The organism is Alkaliphilus sp. B6464, from assembly GCF_018141165.1.
Lineage (GTDB): Bacteria > Bacillota > Clostridia > Peptostreptococcales > Natronincolaceae > Alkaliphilus_B.
Genome location: NZ_CP058557.1, coordinates 88,126 through 112,617 on the forward strand (window position 1 = coordinate 88,126; position 24,492 = coordinate 112,617).

At 30.8% G+C, this 24,492-nt stretch carries 23 protein-coding genes; 4 read left to right on the forward strand and 19 right to left on the reverse strand.

Annotated elements, in window-relative coordinates:
- Positions 1–34 precede the first annotated feature (34 nt).
- Positions 35–1,405: a sigma-54 interaction domain-containing protein gene (locus tag HYG84_RS00460; RefSeq protein WP_212379708.1), complete on the forward strand. Its 1,371-nt coding sequence runs from the start codon at positions 35–37 to the stop codon at positions 1,403–1,405.
- Positions 1,406–1,500: 95 nt separating this feature from the next.
- Here HYG84_RS00460 and HYG84_RS00465 read toward each other — a convergent pair whose 3' ends face one another.
- From HYG84_RS00465 to HYG84_RS00525, 13 genes are all read right to left on the reverse strand, one after another.
- Positions 1,501–3,102: a peptide chain release factor 3 gene (locus tag HYG84_RS00465; RefSeq protein WP_212379710.1), complete on the reverse strand. Its 1,602-nt coding sequence runs from the start codon at positions 3,100–3,102 to the stop codon at positions 1,501–1,503.
- Between the two features lie 384 nt (positions 3,103–3,486).
- Complete coding sequence (locus HYG84_RS00470) at positions 3,487–4,020, reverse strand: ECF transporter S component (RefSeq protein ID WP_212379712.1); 534 nt, start codon at positions 4,018–4,020, stop codon at positions 3,487–3,489.
- Positions 4,021–4,210: 190 nt separating this feature from the next.
- Positions 4,211–4,882, reverse strand: coding sequence for an ABC-2 transporter permease (locus HYG84_RS00475; protein WP_212379714.1), 672 nt, complete (start codon positions 4,880–4,882; stop codon positions 4,211–4,213).
- The gene (locus HYG84_RS00480) at positions 4,879–5,742 is read right to left on the reverse strand and encodes an ABC transporter ATP-binding protein (RefSeq protein WP_212379715.1); all 864 of its coding nucleotides are present in this window, start codon (positions 5,740–5,742) and stop codon (positions 4,879–4,881) included. The genes HYG84_RS00475 and HYG84_RS00480 overlap by 4 nt, the downstream gene beginning before the upstream one ends.
- Positions 5,743–5,745: 3 nt before the next feature.
- Complete coding sequence (locus tag HYG84_RS00485) at positions 5,746–6,123, reverse strand: GntR family transcriptional regulator (RefSeq protein ID WP_212379717.1); 378 nt, start codon at positions 6,121–6,123, stop codon at positions 5,746–5,748.
- 207 nt (positions 6,124–6,330) lie between these two features.
- Entirely contained in the window at positions 6,331–8,826 is a 2,496-nt protein-coding gene (locus tag HYG84_RS20585; protein WP_212379719.1) for a phosphoribosyltransferase, read from the reverse strand.
- Positions 8,786–9,904 (reverse strand): HpcH/HpaI aldolase/citrate lyase family protein, encoded by a 1,119-nt coding sequence (locus HYG84_RS00495; protein WP_212379721.1) that lies wholly within the window; start codon positions 9,902–9,904, stop codon positions 8,786–8,788. Before HYG84_RS00495 ends, HYG84_RS20585 begins: the two co-directional genes overlap by 41 nt.
- Before the next feature lie 260 nt (positions 9,905–10,164).
- Positions 10,165–10,746: a TerD family protein gene (locus HYG84_RS00500; RefSeq protein ID WP_212379723.1), complete on the reverse strand. Its 582-nt coding sequence runs from the start codon at positions 10,744–10,746 to the stop codon at positions 10,165–10,167.
- Between the two features lie 38 nt (positions 10,747–10,784).
- Positions 10,785–11,390, reverse strand: a complete 606-nt coding sequence (locus tag HYG84_RS00505; protein WP_212379725.1) for a TerD family protein — start codon at positions 11,388–11,390, stop codon at positions 10,785–10,787.
- Positions 11,391–11,448: 58 nt separating this feature from the next.
- Positions 11,449–12,129, reverse strand: coding sequence for a TIGR00266 family protein (locus tag HYG84_RS00510; protein WP_212379727.1), 681 nt, complete (start codon positions 12,127–12,129; stop codon positions 11,449–11,451).
- A gap of 31 nt (positions 12,130–12,160) precedes the next feature.
- Complete coding sequence (locus HYG84_RS00515) at positions 12,161–12,742, reverse strand: TerD family protein (protein WP_212379729.1); 582 nt, start codon at positions 12,740–12,742, stop codon at positions 12,161–12,163.
- A gap of 138 nt (positions 12,743–12,880) precedes the next feature.
- Positions 12,881–13,960 carry a toxic anion resistance protein gene (locus HYG84_RS00520; RefSeq protein WP_212379731.1) on the reverse strand — a complete coding sequence of 360 codons (1,080 nt, stop codon included), beginning with the start codon at positions 13,958–13,960 and terminating at the stop codon, positions 12,881–12,883.
- A 36-nt stretch (positions 13,961–13,996) separates the two neighbouring features.
- Positions 13,997–15,625: a YceG family protein gene (locus tag HYG84_RS00525; RefSeq protein WP_212379733.1), complete on the reverse strand. Its 1,629-nt coding sequence runs from the start codon at positions 15,623–15,625 to the stop codon at positions 13,997–13,999.
- Positions 15,626–16,426: 801 nt separating this feature from the next.
- Between HYG84_RS00525 and HYG84_RS00530 the strand changes: the two genes are divergently transcribed.
- Entirely contained in the window at positions 16,427–16,705 is a 279-nt protein-coding gene (locus HYG84_RS00530) for a hypothetical protein (protein ID WP_212379735.1), read from the forward strand.
- 160 nt (positions 16,706–16,865) lie between these two features.
- Here the strand turns inward: HYG84_RS00530 and HYG84_RS00535 are convergent, their stop codons facing one another.
- Both HYG84_RS00535 and HYG84_RS00540 read right to left on the reverse strand, forming a co-directional pair.
- Positions 16,866–18,551 carry a DUF4179 domain-containing protein gene (locus HYG84_RS00535; protein ID WP_212381992.1) on the reverse strand — a complete coding sequence of 562 codons (1,686 nt, stop codon included), beginning with the start codon at positions 18,549–18,551 and terminating at the stop codon, positions 16,866–16,868.
- 2 nt (positions 18,552–18,553) lie between these two features.
- Positions 18,554–19,123, reverse strand: a complete 570-nt coding sequence (locus HYG84_RS00540) for an RNA polymerase sigma factor (RefSeq protein ID WP_249168681.1) — start codon at positions 19,121–19,123, stop codon at positions 18,554–18,556.
- 298 nt (positions 19,124–19,421) lie between these two features.
- On the opposite strand from HYG84_RS00540, the gene HYG84_RS00545 reads away from it, so the two are divergent.
- Both HYG84_RS00545 and HYG84_RS00550 read left to right on the forward strand, forming a co-directional pair.
- Positions 19,422–20,606, forward strand: coding sequence for a recombinase family protein (locus HYG84_RS00545; protein WP_212379737.1), 1,185 nt, complete (start codon positions 19,422–19,424; stop codon positions 20,604–20,606).
- Entirely contained in the window at positions 20,607–21,050 is a 444-nt protein-coding gene (locus HYG84_RS00550; RefSeq protein ID WP_212379739.1) for a hypothetical protein, read from the forward strand.
- A gap of 175 nt (positions 21,051–21,225) precedes the next feature.
- Here the strand turns inward: HYG84_RS00550 and HYG84_RS00555 are convergent, their stop codons facing one another.
- The 4 genes from HYG84_RS00555 to HYG84_RS00570 form a co-directional block, all read right to left on the reverse strand.
- Complete coding sequence (locus tag HYG84_RS00555; protein ID WP_212379741.1) at positions 21,226–21,405, reverse strand: HTH domain-containing protein; 180 nt, start codon at positions 21,403–21,405, stop codon at positions 21,226–21,228.
- 76 nt (positions 21,406–21,481) lie between these two features.
- Positions 21,482–22,648 carry an iron-containing alcohol dehydrogenase gene (locus HYG84_RS00560; RefSeq protein WP_212379743.1) on the reverse strand — a complete coding sequence of 389 codons (1,167 nt, stop codon included), beginning with the start codon at positions 22,646–22,648 and terminating at the stop codon, positions 21,482–21,484.
- A 371-nt stretch (positions 22,649–23,019) separates the two neighbouring features.
- Entirely contained in the window at positions 23,020–23,484 is a 465-nt protein-coding gene (locus HYG84_RS00565) for a hypothetical protein (RefSeq protein WP_212379745.1), read from the reverse strand.
- Positions 23,485–23,584: 100 nt separating this feature from the next.
- Positions 23,585–24,160: a hypothetical protein gene (locus HYG84_RS00570; RefSeq protein WP_212379747.1), complete on the reverse strand. Its 576-nt coding sequence runs from the start codon at positions 24,158–24,160 to the stop codon at positions 23,585–23,587.
- Positions 24,161–24,492 lie beyond the last annotated feature (332 nt).

The following is a 24,492-nucleotide window of genomic DNA, read 5'->3' on the forward strand; positions in this document are numbered from 1 at the left end:
CTTAAACTATACTCTATTCTAAGTAGGTGGGATTATGATAAATATGAATTCAAATAAAAATGATTTTAAAACCAAACTTGATTTAGAAGTATTTAAAACTGTTTTAAATTTTTCTTACAGCGGTATTGTAGTAATTAATAAGGACAAGATTATAGTAAATATAAATAAGTGGGCCGAAGAATTTTTAAATATGCCTATTCCAGAAATGTTATACAAGGAGACAACGGATTTTTTTCCTGATTCTGACTTGGTTAAAGTTTTACAAACTGGGGAAGTACACAAAAACAGACTAGCTATAAGAAATAACAAGAAAATAATTATAAACAGGATTCCTATTTATAGTGATGATGAAATTATAGGAGCAGTAGCATTGTTTCAAGATGTTAATAAAATACAGGAAAATGAAATGGATATCAGAAATAAAATTATAGATACAGGATTTTTTGCTAAATATAATTTTGATGATATTATACACAAGAGCCAAAACATAGCAGACGTAATTAAAATAGCTAAAATCTATGCAAAAACATCATCAGCTATCTTGATAAATGGCGAGAGTGGAACTGGAAAAGAGCTATTTGCACAAAGTATCCATAATTATAGTGATAGAAAAAACTGCCCTTTTGTTGCTTTAAACTGCACCACCTTACCTGAAAGTATTTTGGAATCAGAACTTTTTGGATACTCTGAAGCCTCCTTTACGGGTGCCCAGAAAGGGGGCAAAATGGGTTTATTTCAGCAAGCACATAAAGGTACAATATTCTTAGATGAAATAGGTGAAATACCTTTGCCAGTTCAGGCTAAATTATTAAGGGTTCTTCAGGAAAAGCAAATTAGACCAATAGGAAGCAATAAAATAATACCAGTAGATGTTAGGATTATTTCCGCTACAAATAAAAATCTAATTGAAGAAGTTGAAAAAGGGAATTTTAGATTGGATTTAATGTATCGTTTAAATGTCTTAAACCTTAAAATACCTCCTTTAAGAGAAAGAAAAGAAGATATAATTCTCTTTTCTATTAACTACTTTACAAAAGTCAATCATGCATTATATTCAAAAAACAAAAAAACAATAATGAATATTTTAAATTTACTTTCTAACCATGATTTTCCGGGAAATATAAGGGAACTTGAAAATGTTCTTAGTCGTTTAACACTTTTATTAGAAGCAAATTTATTAAAAGATGATTTAAATATGGTTATTGATCAACTTATTGATAAGTATTCCTCTTCATCAATTCAAAACATTAATCATAATGTAAGTTTAACTCTTGAGAACACAGAAAAGCAGGAGATTATTGATTTACTTATACAAATGAAGGGATCTAAAAATGATGTTGCTAAACATATGGGTATAAGTCGCTCTACATTATGGAAAAAGATAAAAAAGTATAATATTAATTAATTTTTTAATAAATACTAAATGTCCCTAAAATTAAATTTTAGGGACATTTAGTATTTATTATATAAAGAAATCATTAATGTGAAATTAAAAGGTAACTATTTTACAGAAATTTCCTTTAATGTAGCATTAGGATTACGCTCTGCTACTCTCTGTATTGACCATTCATTTTGGAATAATAATACTGGTCTTTCTTCATCATCTTCTACAATCAATGTATCGGTTGTTGTCTTAAATGTATCTGGGTCAAAGTCCTTCATTTCTACCCAACGAATATATCTATAAGGTAGTTGTTGTATTTTAATATCTACCCCGTATTCATTTTGAAGACGATATTCCAATACCTCAAACTGAAGTACACCAACTACACCTATTATTAATTCCTCTGTTCCAATGTATAACTGCCTAAATACTTGAATAGCACCTTCTTCTGCTAGCTGTGTAATACCCTTTAAAAATTGTTTTCTCTTCATAGAATCCTTTGCATATATCTTGGCAAAATGCTCAGAAGCAAACACAGGAATCCCCTCATATTTGGTCTTTGATCCATCTTGACACAATGTATCTCCGATATTAAATATACCTGGGTCGTGAATACCTATAATATCTCCAGGATAAGCCTTTTCTACTACTACCCTATCTTGTGCTAAAAACTGTTGGGGTTGTGATAATCTTACCTTTTTATTTATTCGTACATGGTCAACTTCCATACCCTTTCGGAATTCTCCAGAACAAATACGAATAAAAGCTATACGGTCACTATGGGCTGGATTCATATTAGCTTGAATTTTAAATACAAAGCCCGTAAAATTTTCAGACTCTGGAGTAATCTCTCCATGATTACTCATTCTACCGGATGGAGAATTTGTCATTTGTAAGAAATATTCTAAAAATGGCTTTACTCCAAAGGTAGTCATCGCACTACCAAAGAACATAGGAGTTAGCTCACCTTTTAGAATCTTGTTTAAATCATAATCATCTCCAGCCATATCTAAAAGCTCAATTTCTTCCATCAATCGATTGTGTAAATCTACACCTAGTAAATCTCTAAAAGCAGGATCTGTTACATCTCCAGCTGTGGATTCTACTACACTTTGACCATGATTCTTTTCATGAAATACTTCTATTTGTTGTTTTTGACGATCGAATACGCCTTTAAAGTCACCATCAGTACCTATTGGCCAGTTCATAGGGTAAGATCTAATACCTAATACCTTTTCAATTTCCTCCATAATCTCAAATGGATCTTTACCTGCACGGTCTAGCTTATTTACAAATGTGAAAATAGGTATACCTCTCATTTTACATACTTGAAATAGCTTTTTTGTCTGTGGCTCTACACCTTTAGCGCAGTCAATTACCATTACAGCACTATCCGCTGCCATTAATGTACGATAAGTATCCTCACTAAAGTCTTGGTGACCTGGGGTGTCTAGTATATTAACGCAATAGTTGTTATACTCAAATTGAAGTACACTGGAGGTAACAGAAATACCTCTTTGCTTCTCGATTTCCATCCAATCAGATACTGCATGTTTTTGCGCTCTCCTAGCCTTTACAGAACCAGCCAAACGAATAGCTCCACCATAAAGCAATAGTTTTTCTGTCAAGGTTGTTTTACCCGCATCGGGATGTGAGATAATCGCAAAGGTTCTTCTTCTATTAACTTCATTTAAAAAAGATGAATTTGCATTTGTCATAATTGTTCCTCTTCTCTATCCTCTAAATTTATTATTTATTTCCATTCAATGCCTTTTATAACATATAGGAAATTATTTACGTTTAAAAATTTTAAATCAGCAATAATTTTTGTAGTATATTTCAAAAATTTAACTTTAAAATATTTATTACAGACTTTTTTATTTTAACTTTTTATCTAGATACTGTCAATTATATATGTATACAAAAAGTTATGAAAGTAGTTCGATAATATATTATATAAAAAAATTCGTCTGATGCTATCGCATTGACTCATGGCGCACTTAAAATATTACCAATATCCTACTTCTTTAAAAACCTTAAATAGTAAAAAAGTTTATACTTTCTTACACTATAAAAATAACGATGGAGAAATTTCCCCATCGTTATTTTAACACATATTGCTTAAAATATTTAGTTTTTTTAAGAGCAATACCTATTGGTATGAATAATAAAGCTCCTACAAAACCTTGAACTAAATTTGCTGGTATACTAGTTGCTGAAACAATAAAGCTTCCCTTCATAATTCCTCCTGCAATAAAGTAACCAAATACCATCCAACTAGCTCCAAATACTAAAGCACCACTATTTCTAAAGTTAATTATATTATCATTTTCTTGATCTGAAATAGCACCAATACCACATCCCATTAGACCTTTAATAATAAGTGTTGGTAATATCCAATGAGTATACCCAAGAAGTAAATCTGCCATAGCGGATCCTAATCCCCCAGCAATAGCACCTTTCTTTTTACCAAACATAATTGCTGCTAGAAAAATCATACTATCCCCTAAATGAATGTAGCCTTCCGTAGCAATGACTGGAATTTTAATCATCATTGTAGATACAGCTACTAAAGCAGTTAAAAGACCTAAGATTGTTAAATCTTGTATCTTATTAGATTGTAATTGTCTATCCATGGTTAAAATATCCCCCTTATATTATGTAAATTGTATCGCAACGTCGTTACACTTTTATTGTACCACGAGATTTCATTCCTGTAAAGTGTGTATTTAAAGTAATTTAGCGATAGTGTATCGATACAGTTTCCATAAATAGTAGGGATAAAATAAATTCATCCCGCCACCCTCTATAGATTATTAATTCCTTCTAATTAAATTCTCTATTATAATATACTCTTGTTGATATTATAGCAGAAATAATTACAAGAATCATAGAGGCAAATAAAGCTATTCCAGCAATAGCAATAGGGCCCTTACTTGCCATAAAATTCAAAATAGACTCCATAGATGAACTACCTATATATTTTTGCAAATAATTTTTAGCGAACATTGGACCGAAGAAGAAAATGAAAAATATAATCATATTAAATGCTTTTGCTTTTATATATCCAAATTTAAAGTAAACAGGTAAATAGATGGCTGCAAGCATCCAAGCAATTGAAAGAATAGCAACAATGTTTTCTAATTCTATTATTCGAATATAAGTGAAAGACAATTTTAAAACTAACATTCCTGCTAATCCTACTACAATAACAGACAACATGGAAAATAGCATTATAGCTCCATATTTTGAAAGTACAATTTTTTTACGACTAATAGGTAAACTGTTTAATATTTTTTCACTTTTATTCTTATCTTCAATAGCACATGAATATTGGATAAACATATATACAATCCCTATGGCTGCTGCCATATAAGCCGACTGAGCCATATCTGACGGAGATATTGAAAATGCTATAAGCATAAAAAAACTATATCCAAGTAATAATAAAAAATATTTTTTTTGAATCATAAATTCTTTTTTTATTAAATTAATCATTTTTTATTCCCCCTAACGGTATATAACATAATATCTTCCAATGTAGCATTCTCAATTATTATTTCATTCTTTAACTCTTTTTTTAATAGTAAACTGTTTATTGTTAAACCCTCAAAACCGCAATTGTGTTCTTTTACTCCTATAAGTTTTTTTCTTATGTCAGAGCTTAAAGCCTCTTTTCCACCCTTTACTACCTTATATTGATTCATTATTTCATCCTTTGGCTTACTAAACAGCATCTTACCATCGTTAATAAAGGTAATATAATCTGCTATCTTATCTAAATCTGTAGTGTTGTGGGTAGAAAATAAAATCCCCTTGTCTTCATCTTGTATAATGTCATACAATATTTCTAAAAGCTCATTCCTTATAATAGGGTCTAAGCCTGATGTAGGCTCATCCATTATAATTAAATCTGCATTATGTGATAGGGCTAAGGCTAGTGAATATTTCATTTTCATCCCCTTATATAATTCTTTAATTTTCTGCTTTAAAGATAGGTTAAACTCTTTAATATATTTTTGGAAAGTTTTTTCATCCCAATTTTTATAAAAAGGTGCAATAATATTCTTCATGCCTAGAAGACTTAAATCTTCATAAAAATAATTTTCGTCGTATACAAAGCCTATTCTTTCCTTTATCGCAATTTCATCCTTCTTATAATCCTTGCCAAAGATTTTAATTTGTCCTCCATCTTTTTTTATTAGGTTCATTATAAGTTTAATAGTTGTGCTTTTTCCAGCTCCATTAGGACCAATAAATCCCATAATATATCCTTTTTCTAAATTAAAGCTTATGTTATTTAATTGAAACTCCTTATACTTTTTTGATACATCATTTAATTCTAATAAATAATTCATTATCTATTCCACCTCACTATAAAGTATTGTAAGCATTTCCTTTAGCTCATCAATGGTCAATCCTAGTTGCTTGCCTTCTACAACTGCACTTTGTAGTTTTTCTTCTATTATTTGTAGCTTCTTTTCTTTAAGAAGTTCTTTATCCTGAACTGCTACAAATGATCCTTTCCCAGCAACGGTTTCTATAAAACCTTCTCTTTCTAGCTCTTCATATGCTCGTTTAGTTGTAATAACACTTATTTGCAAATCTTTCGCCAAACTCCTTATAGAAGGTAACTGTTCTCCATCTGATAATTGACCATTTAATATTAAAGTCTTTATCTGATCTGTAATTTGATCATATATTGGTTGGCCTGATCCATTTTGAATAATTATTCTCATTTTCCTTCCTCCGTATATATAATTAAAAAATAATCAAAATAAAAAACTCCACAGCTAAAGGTGGAGTTTTTCTTCCATAAAGATTCCCTTTTTTCCCATACTTTAATTACTGCATTCTGATTTGAAACACAATGTGCAGTATAAATTATCAATATACTCCTAATTTTCCATGGTTTTATCCACAATTTTCTTAATATTATATTAAATTCATTCTTTTAAAGGCTTAATCAATCCACAACATCCATAGGTCATGTGTGGGTACTCCTCTACAGGAACACCTCTGTCTTTTGCTAGTAATAAAATATGCTTTAAATTATCGCTTTCATAATCACGAACTAATACTTTCCAAGGCACTCTACGCAGAAGTACCCTTGTGGTTTCCCCTATACCTGGTTTAATTAAATTAATATCTTCTATTCCAAAGGCCGTTTGTATTATTTCAATATCTTTTAATCCTTTCCAAGTAACTTCATGTGAAAGTTCTTTATGAAGATTTATCTCAGCTTCTATTTCATCTTGAATCAAGGAAAATTCTTCTGTAATTCTATCTATAAATATATTAGATACATCATCATCCATCATTTCCTCGTAAAACTTGGCACCATGAAAATCATTAGGCCCTATTAAATCTTCACGGTGTACTGTACGGCTAACTAAACCTGAAACCGTTGAATTAAGACAAGCACTCGGAATAAGAAAATCTTCTCTAGTACCAAAGGTTGTTGTACAATATGCAGGGTCAGCTAATACTGCTAAATCAGAATTTAAATCTACTCCTAAGCTTTCTTTAATCTGCTTACAAGCTTCTATCAATACTTTAGTAATAGCACCTTTACCTGTCCATCCATCGATAAACTGCACTTCTTTTCCTGGATGATGCTTTAAAATATAAGCGATCGCATTCTCATCTATGCCCTTACCCCTAATTATAGAAACACTGTAATGTGGCAATTTAATACCATAATTATTTTCTAAGTATCTTTTAATCAATATTCCAATAGGTGTTCCTGCCCTTGCTAAAGAAACTAAAACGATATCCTTCCCTCTATTACTTATAATTTTTTCAGAAACTACAGCTACAGCCAAGGCAACCTTTCTAGCTGATTCGTCTAGGGATTTATGAAATAAATTTATATAATTCTCAGTCGGTTTATATTCAACAGGTAACATTTCAGAATAATGGACCCCAGACTGTATAGCTTCTTCTTTATCTTCTGTATCTGTTTCTATTATAGAATCACTAATGTTTTTTAAAAGAAAAACTACATCATTCTTACTGTAACTTCCAGTAAAGGGCTTGTTCTCTGCCGACAAACAATACACAATAAAAATTTTAGGGATACCTAACATCTTTAATGTACCTACCATAGAGTCTAATCTATTAGGAGAAACTTCCCTTTCTAAAATTAAAAATAGCTCATCATATCCTTCATATGGAATATTATATAAGTAATTTATAACACCCGATCCCCCCGGACTTTCAAAAGAGAATCCATTTTTAGCACCATACTCAGCTTTATTTAATGGATATATAGGACTTCTAGTAGTAGAGTGATATTTAACCCCTTGCCCCATATGGGCTGCTATCATCATTGGAATATACATAAATTCCTCTGTTCCTAAGCATAGTGTTTTATCACCTGTTCTTTTTGAATTAAGTAATTCTCCTATTTTAGCTATTTCGTTACTAATATGGTTTTGCTCACTGCATGATATACCAAATCGCCCTGTTTCTTTTAAATATGGAGTTATATGCTCATTGCCTTCTCCATCAAGAGAAGTATAACTGAGTGGTTTATCAAAATAATCATCTAACATTAAGTATTCTATACTAACATCAGATTCCTCTACACATATTGCTACTTCTTCGTTTTGCTTTATACAATTTATATTTGCACTTCCTTCTATTTCAATATTACCTGACACTAGGGAAATAACTTTAATAGAGATTCCCATATCCCTCTCTATTTCATTAAATTTATTAATATCATCATCGCTTCGCCAGTCCAAAATCGATAATACAGCATAGGTTTTGCGAGGATATTTGCTTTGCAGAGCCTTAATAATATTTAAAATTGTTTTTCCCGTAGTAAGCTCATCATCTATTAATACAATTGGTGCATCTGACTTTAAAACTTCTTCACTTAAACCATAACAATTGTGATCCTTAGCATGGGAATGCTCTTCTTCAAAGGCTATATTAAAATCATTGTTTAAAACTATATCTCTTGTAGTATGGGTATAAAATCCTTTACCTTTAAAATAGCTAAATATCCCTTGGGCTATTCCTGTAGCAGTTTCAGCAAATCCAATAAAAATATTAGGCTCTGGCAATGCATATGGAGTTTGAATTGCTTTTTTGTACATATCTTCACAATTATTCTGATCAATAAAACCACTAACGAGTTCTTTAATCCTAGTCTCATCTTTTATATTGTAAACTTCATCCATATATTTAGTAGCTAATATAAGATTTGCTAATAATGCACTGTAAGGATTAATAGGAATATGCTTTCCTAAAACTTTACTTACAAATAAAAAGCTGCGTTTGGGATTTTTCCGTGCAGCCATAGTAAATAAAGTATTGAGTGGAATATTGTAGTGGTTATCTTTTACTCTAATAATCATATTCAATGCATCAATGATATTATATTCATACTTATTACTTTCTTGACAATAGGTCTTTGTAACATTTGTTTTCATTGTACACCCCATAAATATATGATTTTTTGATTATCTTTTTTGCCCAATTTAAGTGAGGCTTAACTTCATTCATTTTATTTTTATATATGCTACTAACTACACCGTTATTTTCATTTTCATTATATATAATAGCATAGGCATCCATATATTCTTCGTAAGTAACTACTTGAAGTGATTGGATAGGAATTATTTGGCTAGGATGTATTACGGTTTTTCCAAATAATCCGTTTTCTTTATCCAGCTTTCCTTCCCTAATTAATCCTGCTATAGGCTCTTGCAAATAGTAGTTTTCATCATCTGTGTTTTTAGTAAAGTACTCCCATACTGGTCCTGATATTGCATAATTATCTTCATATCTTCCAAATATATTAATAATACTACTTAAACAATCTCTAATAACAGAAATATCATATATCGCATTATTAATATTTCTTCTTATACCAAACAAACTTGAAAAATCAGTTGCTCCAATACGAATATTTAATATTAAGTGTTTATATTTATCGAATAACTCTTTTAAATTTTTAAGATGCTCTAATCTATTATCTAAATATAAAATATCCTTAGTTTCAAGTACAGGCATAGCATATAATGAAGTATTCCATTTACTATTTAGATTTTCTATCTCCTTAAAATAATCTTCTCCATTAATATAAGAAAACTTAGGAATAACAAAACCAGCTAATAGATTTATTTTTTCTCCTAAAGCCAAGGAAATAGATTTAATTTGCTCTAGGTTTCTAACTCTTATAAAAATAAGTGGTACTTCTTCCTTTAATATATTTCCTTCTTTTAACGCATCATCTATTTTTTTTAATTGGATAACTACATTTTTTAATCCATTTTCAACAGTACTATCTCCTATAGAATCTTCAAGGCAAATAATTACAGACATTATACCTTTTATCTTTTTTTCTATAATATCTGCCCCTATTCTATCTCTTATACCTGGCATATATAGTGTTGCTCCGAGGGCATAGGATAATATATCCTTGTCTTCATTTTTTGTAAAATTTTGTGGTTCTTTATAAAAAAGGTCTTTTATTTCTTGCTCTGATAGATAATTAAAATATTTCAACCATAGCCCTTCTTTCATTCGTAATATAATTTTTACAAGGTATACAGCTTAAATCTATATGACTATTTTATATGAAAAGTGAAAATAATAACAGAGTATATTTTCCCAAAGTTTTCAACAAAAAACAGCAAAATATGGCTTTTGGGCATAAGAAAAATGCTATGCTTTTATAATTATATAGGAAAGTATACTTTCTTAGACAATAAAAAAGCCAGTAGGAATATCAAACTCCTCCTACCGACTTATTACTAACCTATCTACTAGCCTACCTGTAATCCATAGTTGGAACAAAGTGCAGCTAGTCCACCTTGAAATCCGCTTCCAACAGCGCTAAACTTCCATTCATTACCATGACGATATATCTCACATACTACTATAGCTGTTTCTATAGAAAATTCCTCTGCTAAATCATATCGTAATACTTCTTCATCAGTATCTTGGTTTACTAAACGAACAAAAGCATTAGATACTTGTCCAAAGTTTTGTGCTCTTTGCAGTGCATCATGTATAGTAACTGTAATAGCAACCTTGTCTACGTGTGCAGGAACTTTGTCAAATTCTATTATAAGTTGTTCGTCATCTCCTTCTCCTTCACCAGTCCTATTATCTCCAGTATGAATAACCGAACCATTGGCTCCCTGTAGGTTGTTATAAAAAATAAAGTCCTTATCATTATTTACTTTTCCATTTGCCCCTACTAAAAAGGCAGAAGCGTCTAAATCAAAGTCATATCCTCCAGAGTATTTGTTTGTATCCCACCCCAACCCTATAATAGCCTTTTTAAGTCCAGGGTTAGTTTTAGTTAAGTCTATTCTTTGACCTTTAGATAAGTTAATTGTCATATAGTACTTCTCCTTCCTATTAAATGATTTTATATAGTTTAGAACTTTTTAATAATTTCTCCCAAGGAAGTGTCTTGGGTCCCCTCTCCAATAGCCCCGAATTTCCACTCGCTACCGTGTCTATATATTTCTCCTACCATCAATGCTGTTTTGCCACCATAGTTTTCTGTTAGATTATATTTGATAAGCTCTTGATTGTTGCTTGAATTAACTACACGGATATAAGCATTTTCGATCATTCCAAAGTCTTGCTTTCGTCTAACACAATCATAAATATTTACAACAAATAGAAGTTTATGTATATTTGCAGGTATTTGGCTAAGTACTGCGATGATCTCCTCGTCATCTCCATCTCCGTCTCCAGTTAAATTATCTCCAGTATGCCACACACTTCCGCAGCTACTTCTTAAATTGCCAAAATATATTAGATTTTTATTTGATACTAATTTATTATTTTCATCCAGCATTAATACAGAAGCGTCACAATCTATTTCAGCCGCCTTGCCACCACCTAAAAGCCCACCAAAAAGTCCACCTTTTTTTTGCTCAACTGGGTCCCAGCCTAGTCCTATCATTATTTGAGATAAGCCAGAATTTCCCTTTGTCAAATCTACTCTTTGTCCCTTTTGTAAACTAATCGCCATATTGCTCCCTCCTCTCCAGTTATTTAATATAAATTAAGTATTGAAATTATTTATATATTTATTTACCTGATGGTATGAATTGTCTAATCCAAGCACCAAAACCTCTAGGATTTCTAGTTTGAATTAGCACTGTTCCAGGACCTCTAAATCTACACACTAAGCTTTCACCAGATGTCCAGCTGGATATCCATCCTGAAGAAGCTTTTTCTATGTTATATTGCATATAGTCTGGCCAAGCTACTAGGTGACTATTATCTATTATTACCTCTTCTCCTGCTTCTAAGTTAATTGGATGTATAGCCCCATAGGAGTTAATAAAAACCGTACCTGTACCACGTACTTTTAGTATAAAGAAACCTTCCCCAGAAAAAAGTCCTCTTGTTAGGTTCTGCATTTGAGTATCAACAGATATAGAGTCTGAAGCTGCTAAAAATCCATCCTTTTGCACACATAGACCGTAGCTTCCATCTAGCTCTACATCTACAATTCCACCTGGAACAGAAGGTGCAAGGAGTGCTTCACCAGGTCCTCTATTTGCCGCAAGAGTTTGAAAGAAAAACTTTTCCCCCGCAAGCATTCTACCTAAACCTTTAAAAAGTCCACCCTCTAGCTTTCCATCTAAATCAATTGTACTTGACATAGACACCATAGCATCGGATTCTGCTTTTATTCTTTCTCCTTTTTGTAAATTTATCTTTACAATTGGAAAAGCGTTTCCATACAAGATTTCATATTTCATTTAATTTTCCCACCTTATTTTTAACTAGTTATTATCCTACATTTACTCCAAAATTCCTACAAAGGGCAAAGAGACCACCTTGGAAACCACTTCCAATAGCATTAAACTTCCATTCACCTTGATGTCTATATAGTTCTCCTACAACTATAGCAGTCTCGATACTAAAATCTTCACCTAAATCGTATCTAATTAATTCCTCTTCATTTTCTTCTTTAAATACACGGATATAAGCATTAGATACTTGTCCAAAGTTTTGTGCACGTTCTTCTCCATCATGGATAGTTACAGTAAATGCAATGCGCTCTATACTAGCAGGAACCTTATCTAATTCTATTCTTATTTGCTCATCGTCTCCATCACCTTCACCAGTAAGGTTGTCTCCTTGGTGAATAATTGAACCAGACTTATCCTTTAAATTGTTATAAAAAATAAAATCGTGATCTCCACTTACCTTACCATCACTTCCTAAAAGAAATGCTGCAGCATCTAGATCAAAAGCACTGCCTCCATCATATTTATTTGTATCCCATCCAAGACCTACTACAACTTTAGATAACCCTGGATTTCCCTTAGTCAAATCTACCTTTTCACCTTTTTTTAAACTAATAGCCATCACTATCCCTACTTTCTTCGTTTTTATTATTCTTAAATAAACATTCATGATCTTTAGTATTTATTATTTAAAACTTAAAATATTTAATATTAAATTTAATTTTATTAATTTTAGTCAAATTTGTCAAGTAAGGTATTATTATCTTTTACTCTCTAATTGATGTTGAAGCTCTAATAGCTTCTGTCTACTTGCATCACGATTTTGCCTATTTTCTTCTTCTATTTGTTTAGTTTCTTCAATACCTCTTACTATAGTTTCAAAGGTTTTTTCAAGAGTTTCAATTTTAATGCTAGACCCTGATGTTAATCTTGCAATATCTACAGATTGACTAGCAATATTTTGAGCATTTCTCATTAGCATTTCATTTGTTTTATCGTCTAAAGCTTTCATTGCATCTGCTTGTATTTTTTGTCTCTTTATAGCAATTGCCTGTATAAGCCCTGACTTAAACACAGGGATAGTTACTACAAATGCACTTCCGATTTTACGTAGTAGATTATAGTTACCTCTTTGAATTAGCTTAATTTGAGGTGCTGTTTGTAATGCAACCATTTTAGCCATTTCTAAGTCATATACTCTTTGCTCTACCATTTCAAGTGCTTGTAGTCCATTTTGTAGATTAATTGCTTCCATTTGATCTCCAGAAGCTGCTCTTTGCTCTAATTGTGGTATAATTTGGGTTCTCATATTATCAGTTATTATATATCCTGCTTGAATATATTTTTCAAGATTTTCATAGTACTCTAAATTTTTTTCAAACATTTCTTCAAGCATATTATTTGTTTTTGTTATTTCATTTTCATATTGCTTAATTTCTACATAAATTTTTGAAATTTCTTTATCCATCGTCTGATACTTTTCAAGCAATTTGTTAATATCATCTTTGACTTTGTTAAATATTTTTTCAAAAAGTCCTGGTTTTTTATCTTCAAAATCCTTTTTATCAAACTTACCCATTATAGAGTTTAATTGCTGTAACATCTTCCCACTATCTTCTACGGAAGAGTTACTAATAGAAGCCAAAATACGATCACTAAATTTTGAAATTTCAACAGCAGTGTCTTGTCCAAAAGACATAATAGCTTGAGCATTTCTTATATCCAATTGAGTTGCTAATTTTTGCACCTCTGGAGAGGCCTTTACTTTTACAGCGACTTCATTAACTTTCTTTTCCAAATCAACTTCCTGCATCTCAAAGTTTCCATTAATTTCGTTCATTATAATTCCCCCTATGCTTTAAATATTTAAGCTTAACTATTGAAAAAACCAAAAGAAGCCTTTCTTCAATGTACTTTTGTTTTCTTCCTGTTTGTTTCTTTGAGGTCTTAAATCAAATTTAAAATCCTCTAGTTTATGAATATCATAATAATACTTATCTATACCATTCTCAATATTATTGTAACCAGTTGGGGTTAATATTACTATATCGAATCCAACAAGATGAAGAAAAGCAATTATTATTATATCCTCATCACTAAATATACTTTCATTACCATCAAAAATAACTAATTTAGGTATCTGGAGTGGGTAATCAAATTTTTGTAGTAAATCTAAATATATTTTGTCTAACCCTAAAATAGTATATAAAGCTTTAGTTTTAAAATCATTAGTAATTTGAAATGTAAATAAATCTGTTGTAACCACTAATTCATCTATTTTATCTAAAATTAAATTTTGCACTGAAGTTCTAAGATAGCCAAAGCGATATTCACGAATACTCTTTACCTTTTCTTTATTAAGACTACCATCTAGATTAAATACACCCTGAGTTACAGCAAATCCCCTTGGCCTATTAAAAGGTATTTTTTCAATTAAAATTGTTGTATCTTCTTTAGCCATTAATTTTTCAAAGTTATCCCAATACTCATTTAAATCTATAGTTGTTCCGCTAATCTTTGCAAATATATTTGGTATATATACCCTACCATCCCCTACTTTAAAACCTTCTCTAAATCTTGCTTCTTCTTTCCATAGTATAAACAGCTCTTCATGAGTTGTTCTAAGAGGGCGGGATACAACTTCATAATCTTCAAACTGCCAAGGCCTATAAACTCCACTGTCTTCTGTATGAAGAACTTGGTCTATTTCCCTAGAAGCTCTATATGCCACTGTCTCTCTACGTATTGCCCTAGGTGCATTAGGAAAAGGCCTCAAAGATTCTCTATATGGGTATTCCACCAAATTTGAATATACATCTATACCTTCAATCTCATTAAATCTACTTCCATCATTTGTGTGAAAATATAATACATCGAATCCAAGTAATGAAAGAAATATTAAAAAATATACTTCATCTCTTTGAATATCTCCATAAAATAGAACCTTCGGATTGGTATTCCCATATTCATAAGCCTTTAAAAGATTAATAGCATATTTCTGAGTCCAATACAAAAACTTAATATAGAAGTTTTTAACTATATTCATATTCGTCTGATTTCTCATAAATATATCTAATAATATTGTAAGTTTATCTTTAATTAACTGGTCTTTAACTAAATTAATAGATGAAATAACATCACTTTTCAAAGTAGATTCTACAATAATTTTAGCACTAGACAAGCCAGTTTTTTCCGCATTACTCCAATAATGATTAGTCTTTTGAATAAATCCATTATCAATAAACTTATCAAAACCTCTATCTATTTTTAAGTAAATATCTCCTAATTCTTTTAATTTACTATGAAGCTCAAGTAGCTTTTGTTCATAGGTATTTTTATCTTCAATTCCAATTATTCTATAGAAAAAAACAGGAGTAACCATAAGTCGTTGGTTAAAAGCAAAACCCCTTCTTTCCTTTGGAAGTGTAAAAATATCCTCATATACATTATCAGTTTTTCCACTAATTGTATTTATAGCAAGTTGAGCAAATTGTACTTGTTCCATAAGCCCAATTTTCTCCTCCAGTCATTTAACATATTATTTATTATAATTTTTCCTATACTTATAAAGTATACAGATTATTTAATTATAATTGTATCATAATTCTAATTTCTACGTTTACAAAATGATTCCTTTATTTAATTTTATAATCATTTATTTTTACATATATTACAATTTGATTACATTTTTAAAAAATAGTAGTATTTTTTACCATAAATGTATATACTACATATGTAGCGTTAATCATTTTAAATTATGAAAGGAGGTCGTGTCATGAAAAAGCGACAAATCATAGATTTATGCAATAACTATTTACAATTTAATAAGATATACACACGGCCTGTCTTTAACGTAAAAGACTAACATATTTTTATGTCCATATATTAAAGATCTTTTTATAATGTTAGTTAAAACTATAAAGCAAATATTCATGCCATAGGTTGTGTGTATAACATACCTATGGCTTTTATAATTTACATAAAAATTAACGGATAGTTTCTTTATTACTTCGTGCCCTTAATTATTTATGTCCAAAAGCAATTTATTCTAATAAGCCATAGGTAGGATTACCTATGGCTTATTATTTTGAGCACTTGTGATTCTAAGCAAAGCTTAGAATTGAGTGCGACATAAAGTTTGTGAGTGTGAACGAACAAATTTTATTTTGCTTTATTAAAAATCACATTGCATTCTATATACACATATAGATAGAAATTGGGAAGGGAGGAAATTTTAATGAAGGTGATTTTAACTTTATAGTAGCACTAATCAATTTAAATTTATTAAGAAATGGAGAGATGTAATATGATTCATTTAAATGAAAAAAATTATTCAGATATTTATCGTTTGGAAAAACAACAATATAATTTAGGAGGTAGAGTTTTCATGTCATTACTGAGTTTATCCTTAAAGCTCGGCTATTTTAATGTAAATATTAGCATTAATAGAGATGAAGCTAAAAGAAAAGAGAAAGCTGCTAATGCACTTAGGCATGAGCTATTAGTTCAAGAAGCTATTGAAAGAAGAGCTAAAGCACAAGCAGATTATCATTATATAAATAGTTTTATACAATTATATAAATAGTTTTATACAATAATTTGATTTAGAAACCCCAGTAGGTAGGTAAATTGCCTATCTACTGGGGTTTTATAACAAAACCATGTGTAAAGTGAATTTAACGATTCCTTTATACATGGTTTTTGTCTATTCCTATTTATGACTTTCAAATGTAGCAAGCTATCTTTTATTTTTGTTTATATTTGTTTAACTCTAATAGTATACTTCCTGTAGCATTTCTATTTTCCTCATATCCTTCTATTTTAATAATTATAGATTTTATTTTTTCATCTAAAGTGTTCTTCAGTTTTAGTTCTTCTAATTTTTCTTCTTTGGTTTCATATTCGTAATAAATTACAGAAGCATAATTTACCATATAGCCCTCTGTAGGGTAATCTTTAAAAACTTGAGCTGTATTATTTGAAAGAATATCGTAGCTTAATACTTGTCTATCTTGGGAATCTTCTGGAAATAAAGGCTTTGTCGCATACCGTGTCTCTGTATATTCCTTATTATTTATAAAAGTCCCAAACATTAGTTTTTCAAAATATTTTTCGCCTAAATTATCCATTGAAACTCTAATAAGATTTTCGTCACCTTGAACATTGTTTACTCTAATTTTGCTATTTAAATACTCAAAATCCTGTGGGAAAGGTTTATTTACATCTATTTCTAATGTTCTCTGTTCTTTAACAGCAATCTCATATCCATCCACGGCTATTTTAATTTTCTTTGGTATTTTAAAGTACATAGTATCAAAGGATATACTACCTTCAGTAGGAGCAAATTGGTTTTGCATAGTGGAACCTTTTCCAAAACTTCCCATTTCACTATAAAGCTTTCCATCAGCTTCTATGGTAATATTTCTTAAAGACTTCAATATATACTCTGGGTCCTGCCTTTTATTAAATTCATAGGTCAACGTCATCATCGTTGGGGATACGATCAGTTTATCGAAGATAATTTTATGTCCATCTAGGTTCATCTCCTCATGAAGATCAAAGATTACAGACCTTGAAAGCTGCACAGGAATCTTGACCTTCCATAGCCCATCAACTATTCGATCCCGATGCTTATCGTAATAATACTGGCCTCCAATGGCATGGGGCAAGGATATTTCTTCATCTGAAATGATTTCTAGGGCGTTAATAACTAATTCTATCTCTTCATAATCCGAAGCTACAGGACTAAAGGCTACTATTGCTCTAGTGATGTTTTTTTCTGGCGAATGAAGTAAAAACGCTCCTTCAATTTTAGATTTATCTGTAGATATCCCTGATTTGCTTGGAAAAAGATAACTAAAATTGCCATTTGCAAATGTGCTTTGATTCCATCGTATGGGCGCATATTTTTTCTCCCCCTTTAAATCCTCAACTTCGATTAGAAGAACGGTATTCATATCATCTGCGATAATGCTCTCTACAGTAATTTTAATGTCTCTATCTTCTGTCGTTAAATTTAATTTTTCACCATATCCATCTGCAATAAGCTGTTCTATTGACTGGCTCTCTTCTAAACTTTTTCCCTTCCATATTTCAAAGTAAGATTTTATTCCTTCATCTGCAAAAACACTGGCTATTAATAAGGTTACTAGAACAGATACTAAAGCGATATATCCTATTTTTCTATTTGGTCTCTTTCTTAGTTTTTTATTGTTCTCTACTTTATTTTTTACACTTTCCATAAAATTCTCAGGTACTATTACGGTATTTTTCATCGATTCCATATAGCTTATACTTTCCCCAAGCTCCTTTAGGTCATCTTTACATTTACTACAAGCCTTAATATGAGTTTCAATAGCTAAATAACTTTCTTCATCTAATGTACCATCTATATAATCTATTATTTTCTCCTCTACATCCTTACATAACATAGTTATTCCACCTCCTCTATATTACTTCTTAGCTGCTTTAGACCTCTATATATTCGTGATTTTACTGTACCTATTGGTATATTTAATATTTCTCCTATTTCCTCTTGAGAATATCCACTAATATACTTTAAAGTCAATACCTCTCTATGGATATCCTCCAATCTATCTAATCCATCTTTTAACTCTAAATAAATATTATGCCCCTGTTGTACTTCAGTTTTATCCAAGTCCTCTATTATGCTAATTTTTTCTCTATTTCTTAATATTCTTTTACATTCATTTATGAATATTGAAGTTACCCATGTTTCAAAAAATCTCTCTTCCCTTAATTGACTAATGTTTTGGTAAACCTTCATAATAGTATTTTGGAACACATCTTCTACATCATAATGATTGTATAAGTAAGCCCATCCTATTTTATAGTATTTGTCCTTCCTATTGTTGAACCATTCATACAAAGGCTCTAAGTTATTCTTTCCTATCTCCCTTTTCAGGGTTTTAAAGGAATTATTTATATCGCTACTATTCGACATGGTAGCAGTGGATATTCTGGCCAGTTTATCTATATTCACTCTTTCCACCCCTTTCATATAATTAGAGTTTCTAGTTATAGATAAAGTTCCCTTCAATTTATAATTCCATATAAAAAGAAAAACACCTACCATAATAACAAAGAGCTTAAGGAAAAATTACAAAAAACAATCTATGCCAAATTACCGGAAATCATTGAATATATCCTATAAAATTTGTGTGGTATATTTTTTATATTTATAAAAGATGGGTATATAATCAATGATAGGATAAGCTGAACCCATAAAACGGGGCAGCTTATTCTATTTTGAAAATCCATCAGCTATATAGATAGGAGGTGTGGAGATAAGTAAAAAGTTAGAGGTTGGAAAAATTACGCATTGGGGCAAAAGAAAAAAGTCTAAGAATAAAAGAGAGGAGAAAAAGCTACAAATTCAGAAAGCTTTTTCTGAGTCTGTCAGTGTGGAGGTTATTCCAGCCCTAGAATCTTATTTAGTAGAAAATAACCGAATACTTAGAGTAGCTGCTTATTGTAGAGTCAGTACTTATGAAGGATCTCAGGCAGGTAGCCACGAATTACAAGTTCAACATTATAAGGAAATGATAGAAAACAATCCCAAATGGGAGTTTGTAGGAATTTATGCTGATGAAGGTGTTTCTGGAACATCTACTCGTGGACGCATAAATTTTTTGCGCATGGTAGACGATTGTTATTCTGGGAAAATCGATTTGATACTTACAAAAAGCATCAGTCGATTTGCTAGAAATACTCTTGACTGTCTTGATACCATAAGACGGTTAAGGTTACTACGTCCGCCGGTTGGTGTGTTTTTTGAAAGTGAAAATTTGAATACACTTGAAAGTAAAAATGAGTTTACTCTTGGTGTTATGAGCTTGGTAGCACAAGGTGAAAGTGAACAAAAGAGTGCTGCTATAACGTGGTCGATTATTGAACGGTTTAAAAAAGGGATCCCAATTATTCCCACTCATAATCTTCTTGGTTTTGATAAAAATGAGTACGGTCAAGTTGTAGTTGCAGAGGAAGAAGCCGAAATTATCCGTTATATCTATGACAGTTATCTTGATGGTGCAAGTCCCAGTGAAATTGCATGTTCTCTTACAAATGCCCGTATTCCAACAGTAATAGGAAATGAAATATGGAAAAGTAGCAGTATCCTCCGCATTTTGAGAAATGAAAAATATTGTGGTGATGTATTGATGCAAAAAACTTTTACTGTTGATTGTTTTACTCATAGGAAGATGCATAATACAGGTCAGCGACCACAATATCTTTTAAAAGATGGTATTCCTGCTATTATCTCTAAAGAAAAATGGGAGAAAGTGCAATATCTACTAAAAACACGTAGATATTCTTCTACACAGGTAACAAAACCGGAAACAGGAATTTTTATTAGCAGAGTCAAAAATGGTGCTTTGAAAGGATTTATTCACATTAATCCAAAATGGAATAAAGAAGAAATTAAACAAGTAGTTGAAAAATTTAAAGATGAAAGGAAGATTTAAATGTTTGATCAGATGAATTTTGAAGATTTTCAATTTGAAATTATCGATATTGAAATAGCCGGCACACCTGATATGCATATTACACAAAATGGTATTACATTTACCCGTCGCTTGATTGAAGATATGGGATATCCACAATATGTGCAACCTATGGTAGACATCAAAAATAAAGTTTTTGCTTTAAAAGCATGCAAAGCGGAGAGTGAAAGGGCTATTCGATTTTCAAAACCAAAAGGTGAGCAGAAAAAAGCTTTATCCACTTCGAATAATACCATTCGGTATATGCTACGTAATATTATGAAAGATGAGTGGAAAGAAGAAAACAGATATCATATTACTGGAAAATGGTTTGCTGATGCTAAAGCAATGATTTTTAATTTAAATTCAGCAAAAGAATTACCTCCGTTTAGTGTTCATAGAAAAAATGATATAACCCAGAAATAGTTTATTTCTATGGGAGTATGGATATCTATACTCCCATTATCTGTTATTAATCACAAATTACTTTACACTACCGAAAAAAACAAGTGTAGTATGAAACTACACCTGCCATGACAGAAATATTAATGCTGCATTATATGTCTCTACCTAGAATAAATGTTCTTATATTAATATTAAATTACTCCTTGATTGAATAATAGCAACGCTTCGGAGAAATTATTTTTTCATCCTTTTTTAGCTCTTTAATAGCTTTATCCACTTCTTTTTTATCAATACCTGCTTTCTCTGCAATTTCTCCAGCTTTTAAAGGCTCTCCAGATTCCTTTAATGTTTTTGCTACTGCTTCAATAATATCCATTGTAAAACCTCCCTGTATATTCTTTAGTCTATAATAAAGCAATAATATATATACCACATTATTTTAAATATACACATTACTCATAAGCGATTTTTAATATTTCTAATATATCTTCTCTATATAGTTTTTTAATAGCACCTCGAGGCACCTGCATCGCTGCGTTATCAGCAATTTTATCTAAATCCTCAAATTTTACACCTATTTCTTTTAATGTAACGGGCGCATTTAAGCTACTAAAAAACATTTTTAATTCTTCTATTCCTTTTAAAGCCTTTTCTTCTTTTGTACCTTCTTTTATATTAAATATTTGCTCAGCGAATCGTTCAAACATATCTATGTTTTCTTTATATACATATTTCATCCAAGCAGGGAAAACAATTGCAAGACCTGCTCCATGTGCAACGCCATATAAAACACTTAAGCTATGCTCTATACCGTGGGAAGCCCAATCTCCACCACTTCTTCCGACACCGTTACTTCCATTTAACCCAAGGGTTGCACACCAAGCTAGTTGTGCTCTTGACTGATAATTCGTTGGATCTTCTAACAATATTTTTACATGTTTCATAGTTGAACGAATAATACCTTCAGAGTATTCTAATAAAACATCCACATCTTCTGTTCCGTCAAAGTAAAGTTCGAAAACGTGAGCCATTGTATCGATGGCAGTATTAGCCGTTTGATTAGGGGGTAATGTTGCTTGTACATTTGGGTCTATAATACTTACTTTAGGATACATAACAGGTGAACCACAGCTCCATTTTTTATCTTCGGCTTCGTTTGTAATTACAGAACCCATATTCATTTCTGATGCAGTGGCGGATATAGTTAATACACCAAAGAAAGGCATCGCACTTTTCGGCTTTGCTGTCCCTTCATAAAAATCCCATACACTTCCGTCATAGTGGCATCCAATAGCAACTGCTTTTGTAGTATCATATACACTTCCTCCACCTATCGCTAGTAAACCTTCTACTTTTTCTTCCTTCGCCTTATTTATAGCTTCTTGGACCTTGCCTAAAACTGGATTAGGCTGTACTCCAGATACTTCTACATAACCCACATCATGTTCCTTAAGGGATTTAGTAACCTCTTCATAAACACCATTTTTAAGTATTGATCCACCGCCATAAATAATAAGCACCTTATTTATACCATGGTTTTTTATTTCTTTTCCTATTTGGTTAATAGTTCCCTGTCCAAATATAATCTTTGTTGGATTCTGATATACAAAATTTTTCACTAGATTTCTCCCCCATTTAATTTTTTATAACCAATAGGAATTTATACGGCTTATACTCTTGTATATAATTTCCTATTGGTTTTACAAAAGTTATCCTATAAACTCTAATAGAAAACTTTTTATTTCCATATGCTAAATATTATATTTCTATAGTCTATAAAGAAAATCCTCTAAATCGCACAATACTTTGGAAGGATTATTTTCGTAAAATAAAATATAATACCCAGCAAATAATAAACCGCTGGGTATTTATATTATGACCTTATCTCATATTCAGACTATAGAAAATCCTTTTTGAATTCTTCACATCTTTACTTAAACTTCATTAAGTTTAATCAAAATAAAATATATTTATATTTCTAACACAAATATTATTCGTAATATATTGTTATATCTGCGGTCCATGTTATATTGTTTGCTCTCATTGGATTCCCCACTGCAAATAATATATCCCATTTTTGTCTTACATTCATGTTACTGTCTAAATTGCGAACATTATCGAAAATTTGTTGAGTAAAATATGATTTCCCATTATCATAAGAGCGAATACCCTTTTCTATTACAGAAAAGTTGCTATTATTATCACTTCTCATATTCCCCGACAACTCTATTCTCGTTACTTTAGCATTTTGAGGTATTCTACTATTATTTGTTAAATCTATTATTTTAGTAGCGTAGTAAGGACTACCTGCACGATAAACCAGTTCTACCCCTGTGATATGAACATATCTGCTCTGTACATCTATGTTCATGGCATATGCACTTAATGAAAACATAAATACAATACTTAGTGTTATGACTACACTTATAATCTTTCTCAACTGTTTATTTTTCATCTATTCCTCTCTCCTTTTTAAATCTATAGCCTCCCTGTGTAACTATAGATATATTTAAGTGATTTTCAAGTCTGATTAAAATAAAGTCTGTATGCTATGCTTAATTTTTTCTAAATAATTCTGATGCTAAGTCAAAGAGTTCTTCATAGTAACAAAGACTGTTATAAGCTTCTTCCGTTAGTTTTTCGTTTTTTAGCTCCATATTCACGGTTTCTTTACATAACTGAAATATCTTTGTGTAGTCTTCATTTGATAGTTCTGTAATATTATTATCTTTTTTATATTGTTCAACGCTGTTATTCAAGTAAATGCTAACAGTTTCATAAATCTTATACAGATCTTCATTAGAACTGCCAATCGGTATTCTTTTTCCAATAGCTTCTTGACAGGCTTCAACCACATCTGGTGGTAATTTTCCGAACCATTTATTCAACATCGTATCATTTGAATTGATTTCTTCTTCCTCTATATTTTGAATTCTTGTAGCAAAATAGGAGCTCTTTACTTTCTCGTTATCCATAATCATTTTTATCGGTGTATTCTCTAATGGAGGCTTTAAATTAGATAGAGGTTGAGTATTGTCATTTGAATAATCTTTATTATCTCTTTTTGAAACTTTAGAATTAGCACCTAAAACATTTGAATTATTTGATACATAATAATTATTAATTCGCAAGTTCATCCCTTCTTTCTTAAAAAATTAGTTTACTGAGTATGTACCAGTAAGTTTTATATACTTATTATTGTTATCGGTTAAATAAGTAAGAACCTCTATAGTCTTATATAGTCTTAAAAAATTAATGTCAAATTATATTTTTATAGTCTATGAAGAAAATCCTCCAGATTGTACGATATTTGGAAAAGATTATTTTCAAATCTAATTAAAAAATGAAGTTTATATGCTTAGTTTAATAATCACTTTTAAGTAATTCTGATGCTAAGTCAAAGAATTCTTCATAGAAACAAAGATTATTATAAGCTTCTTCCGTTAGTTCTTCAGTTTTTAAC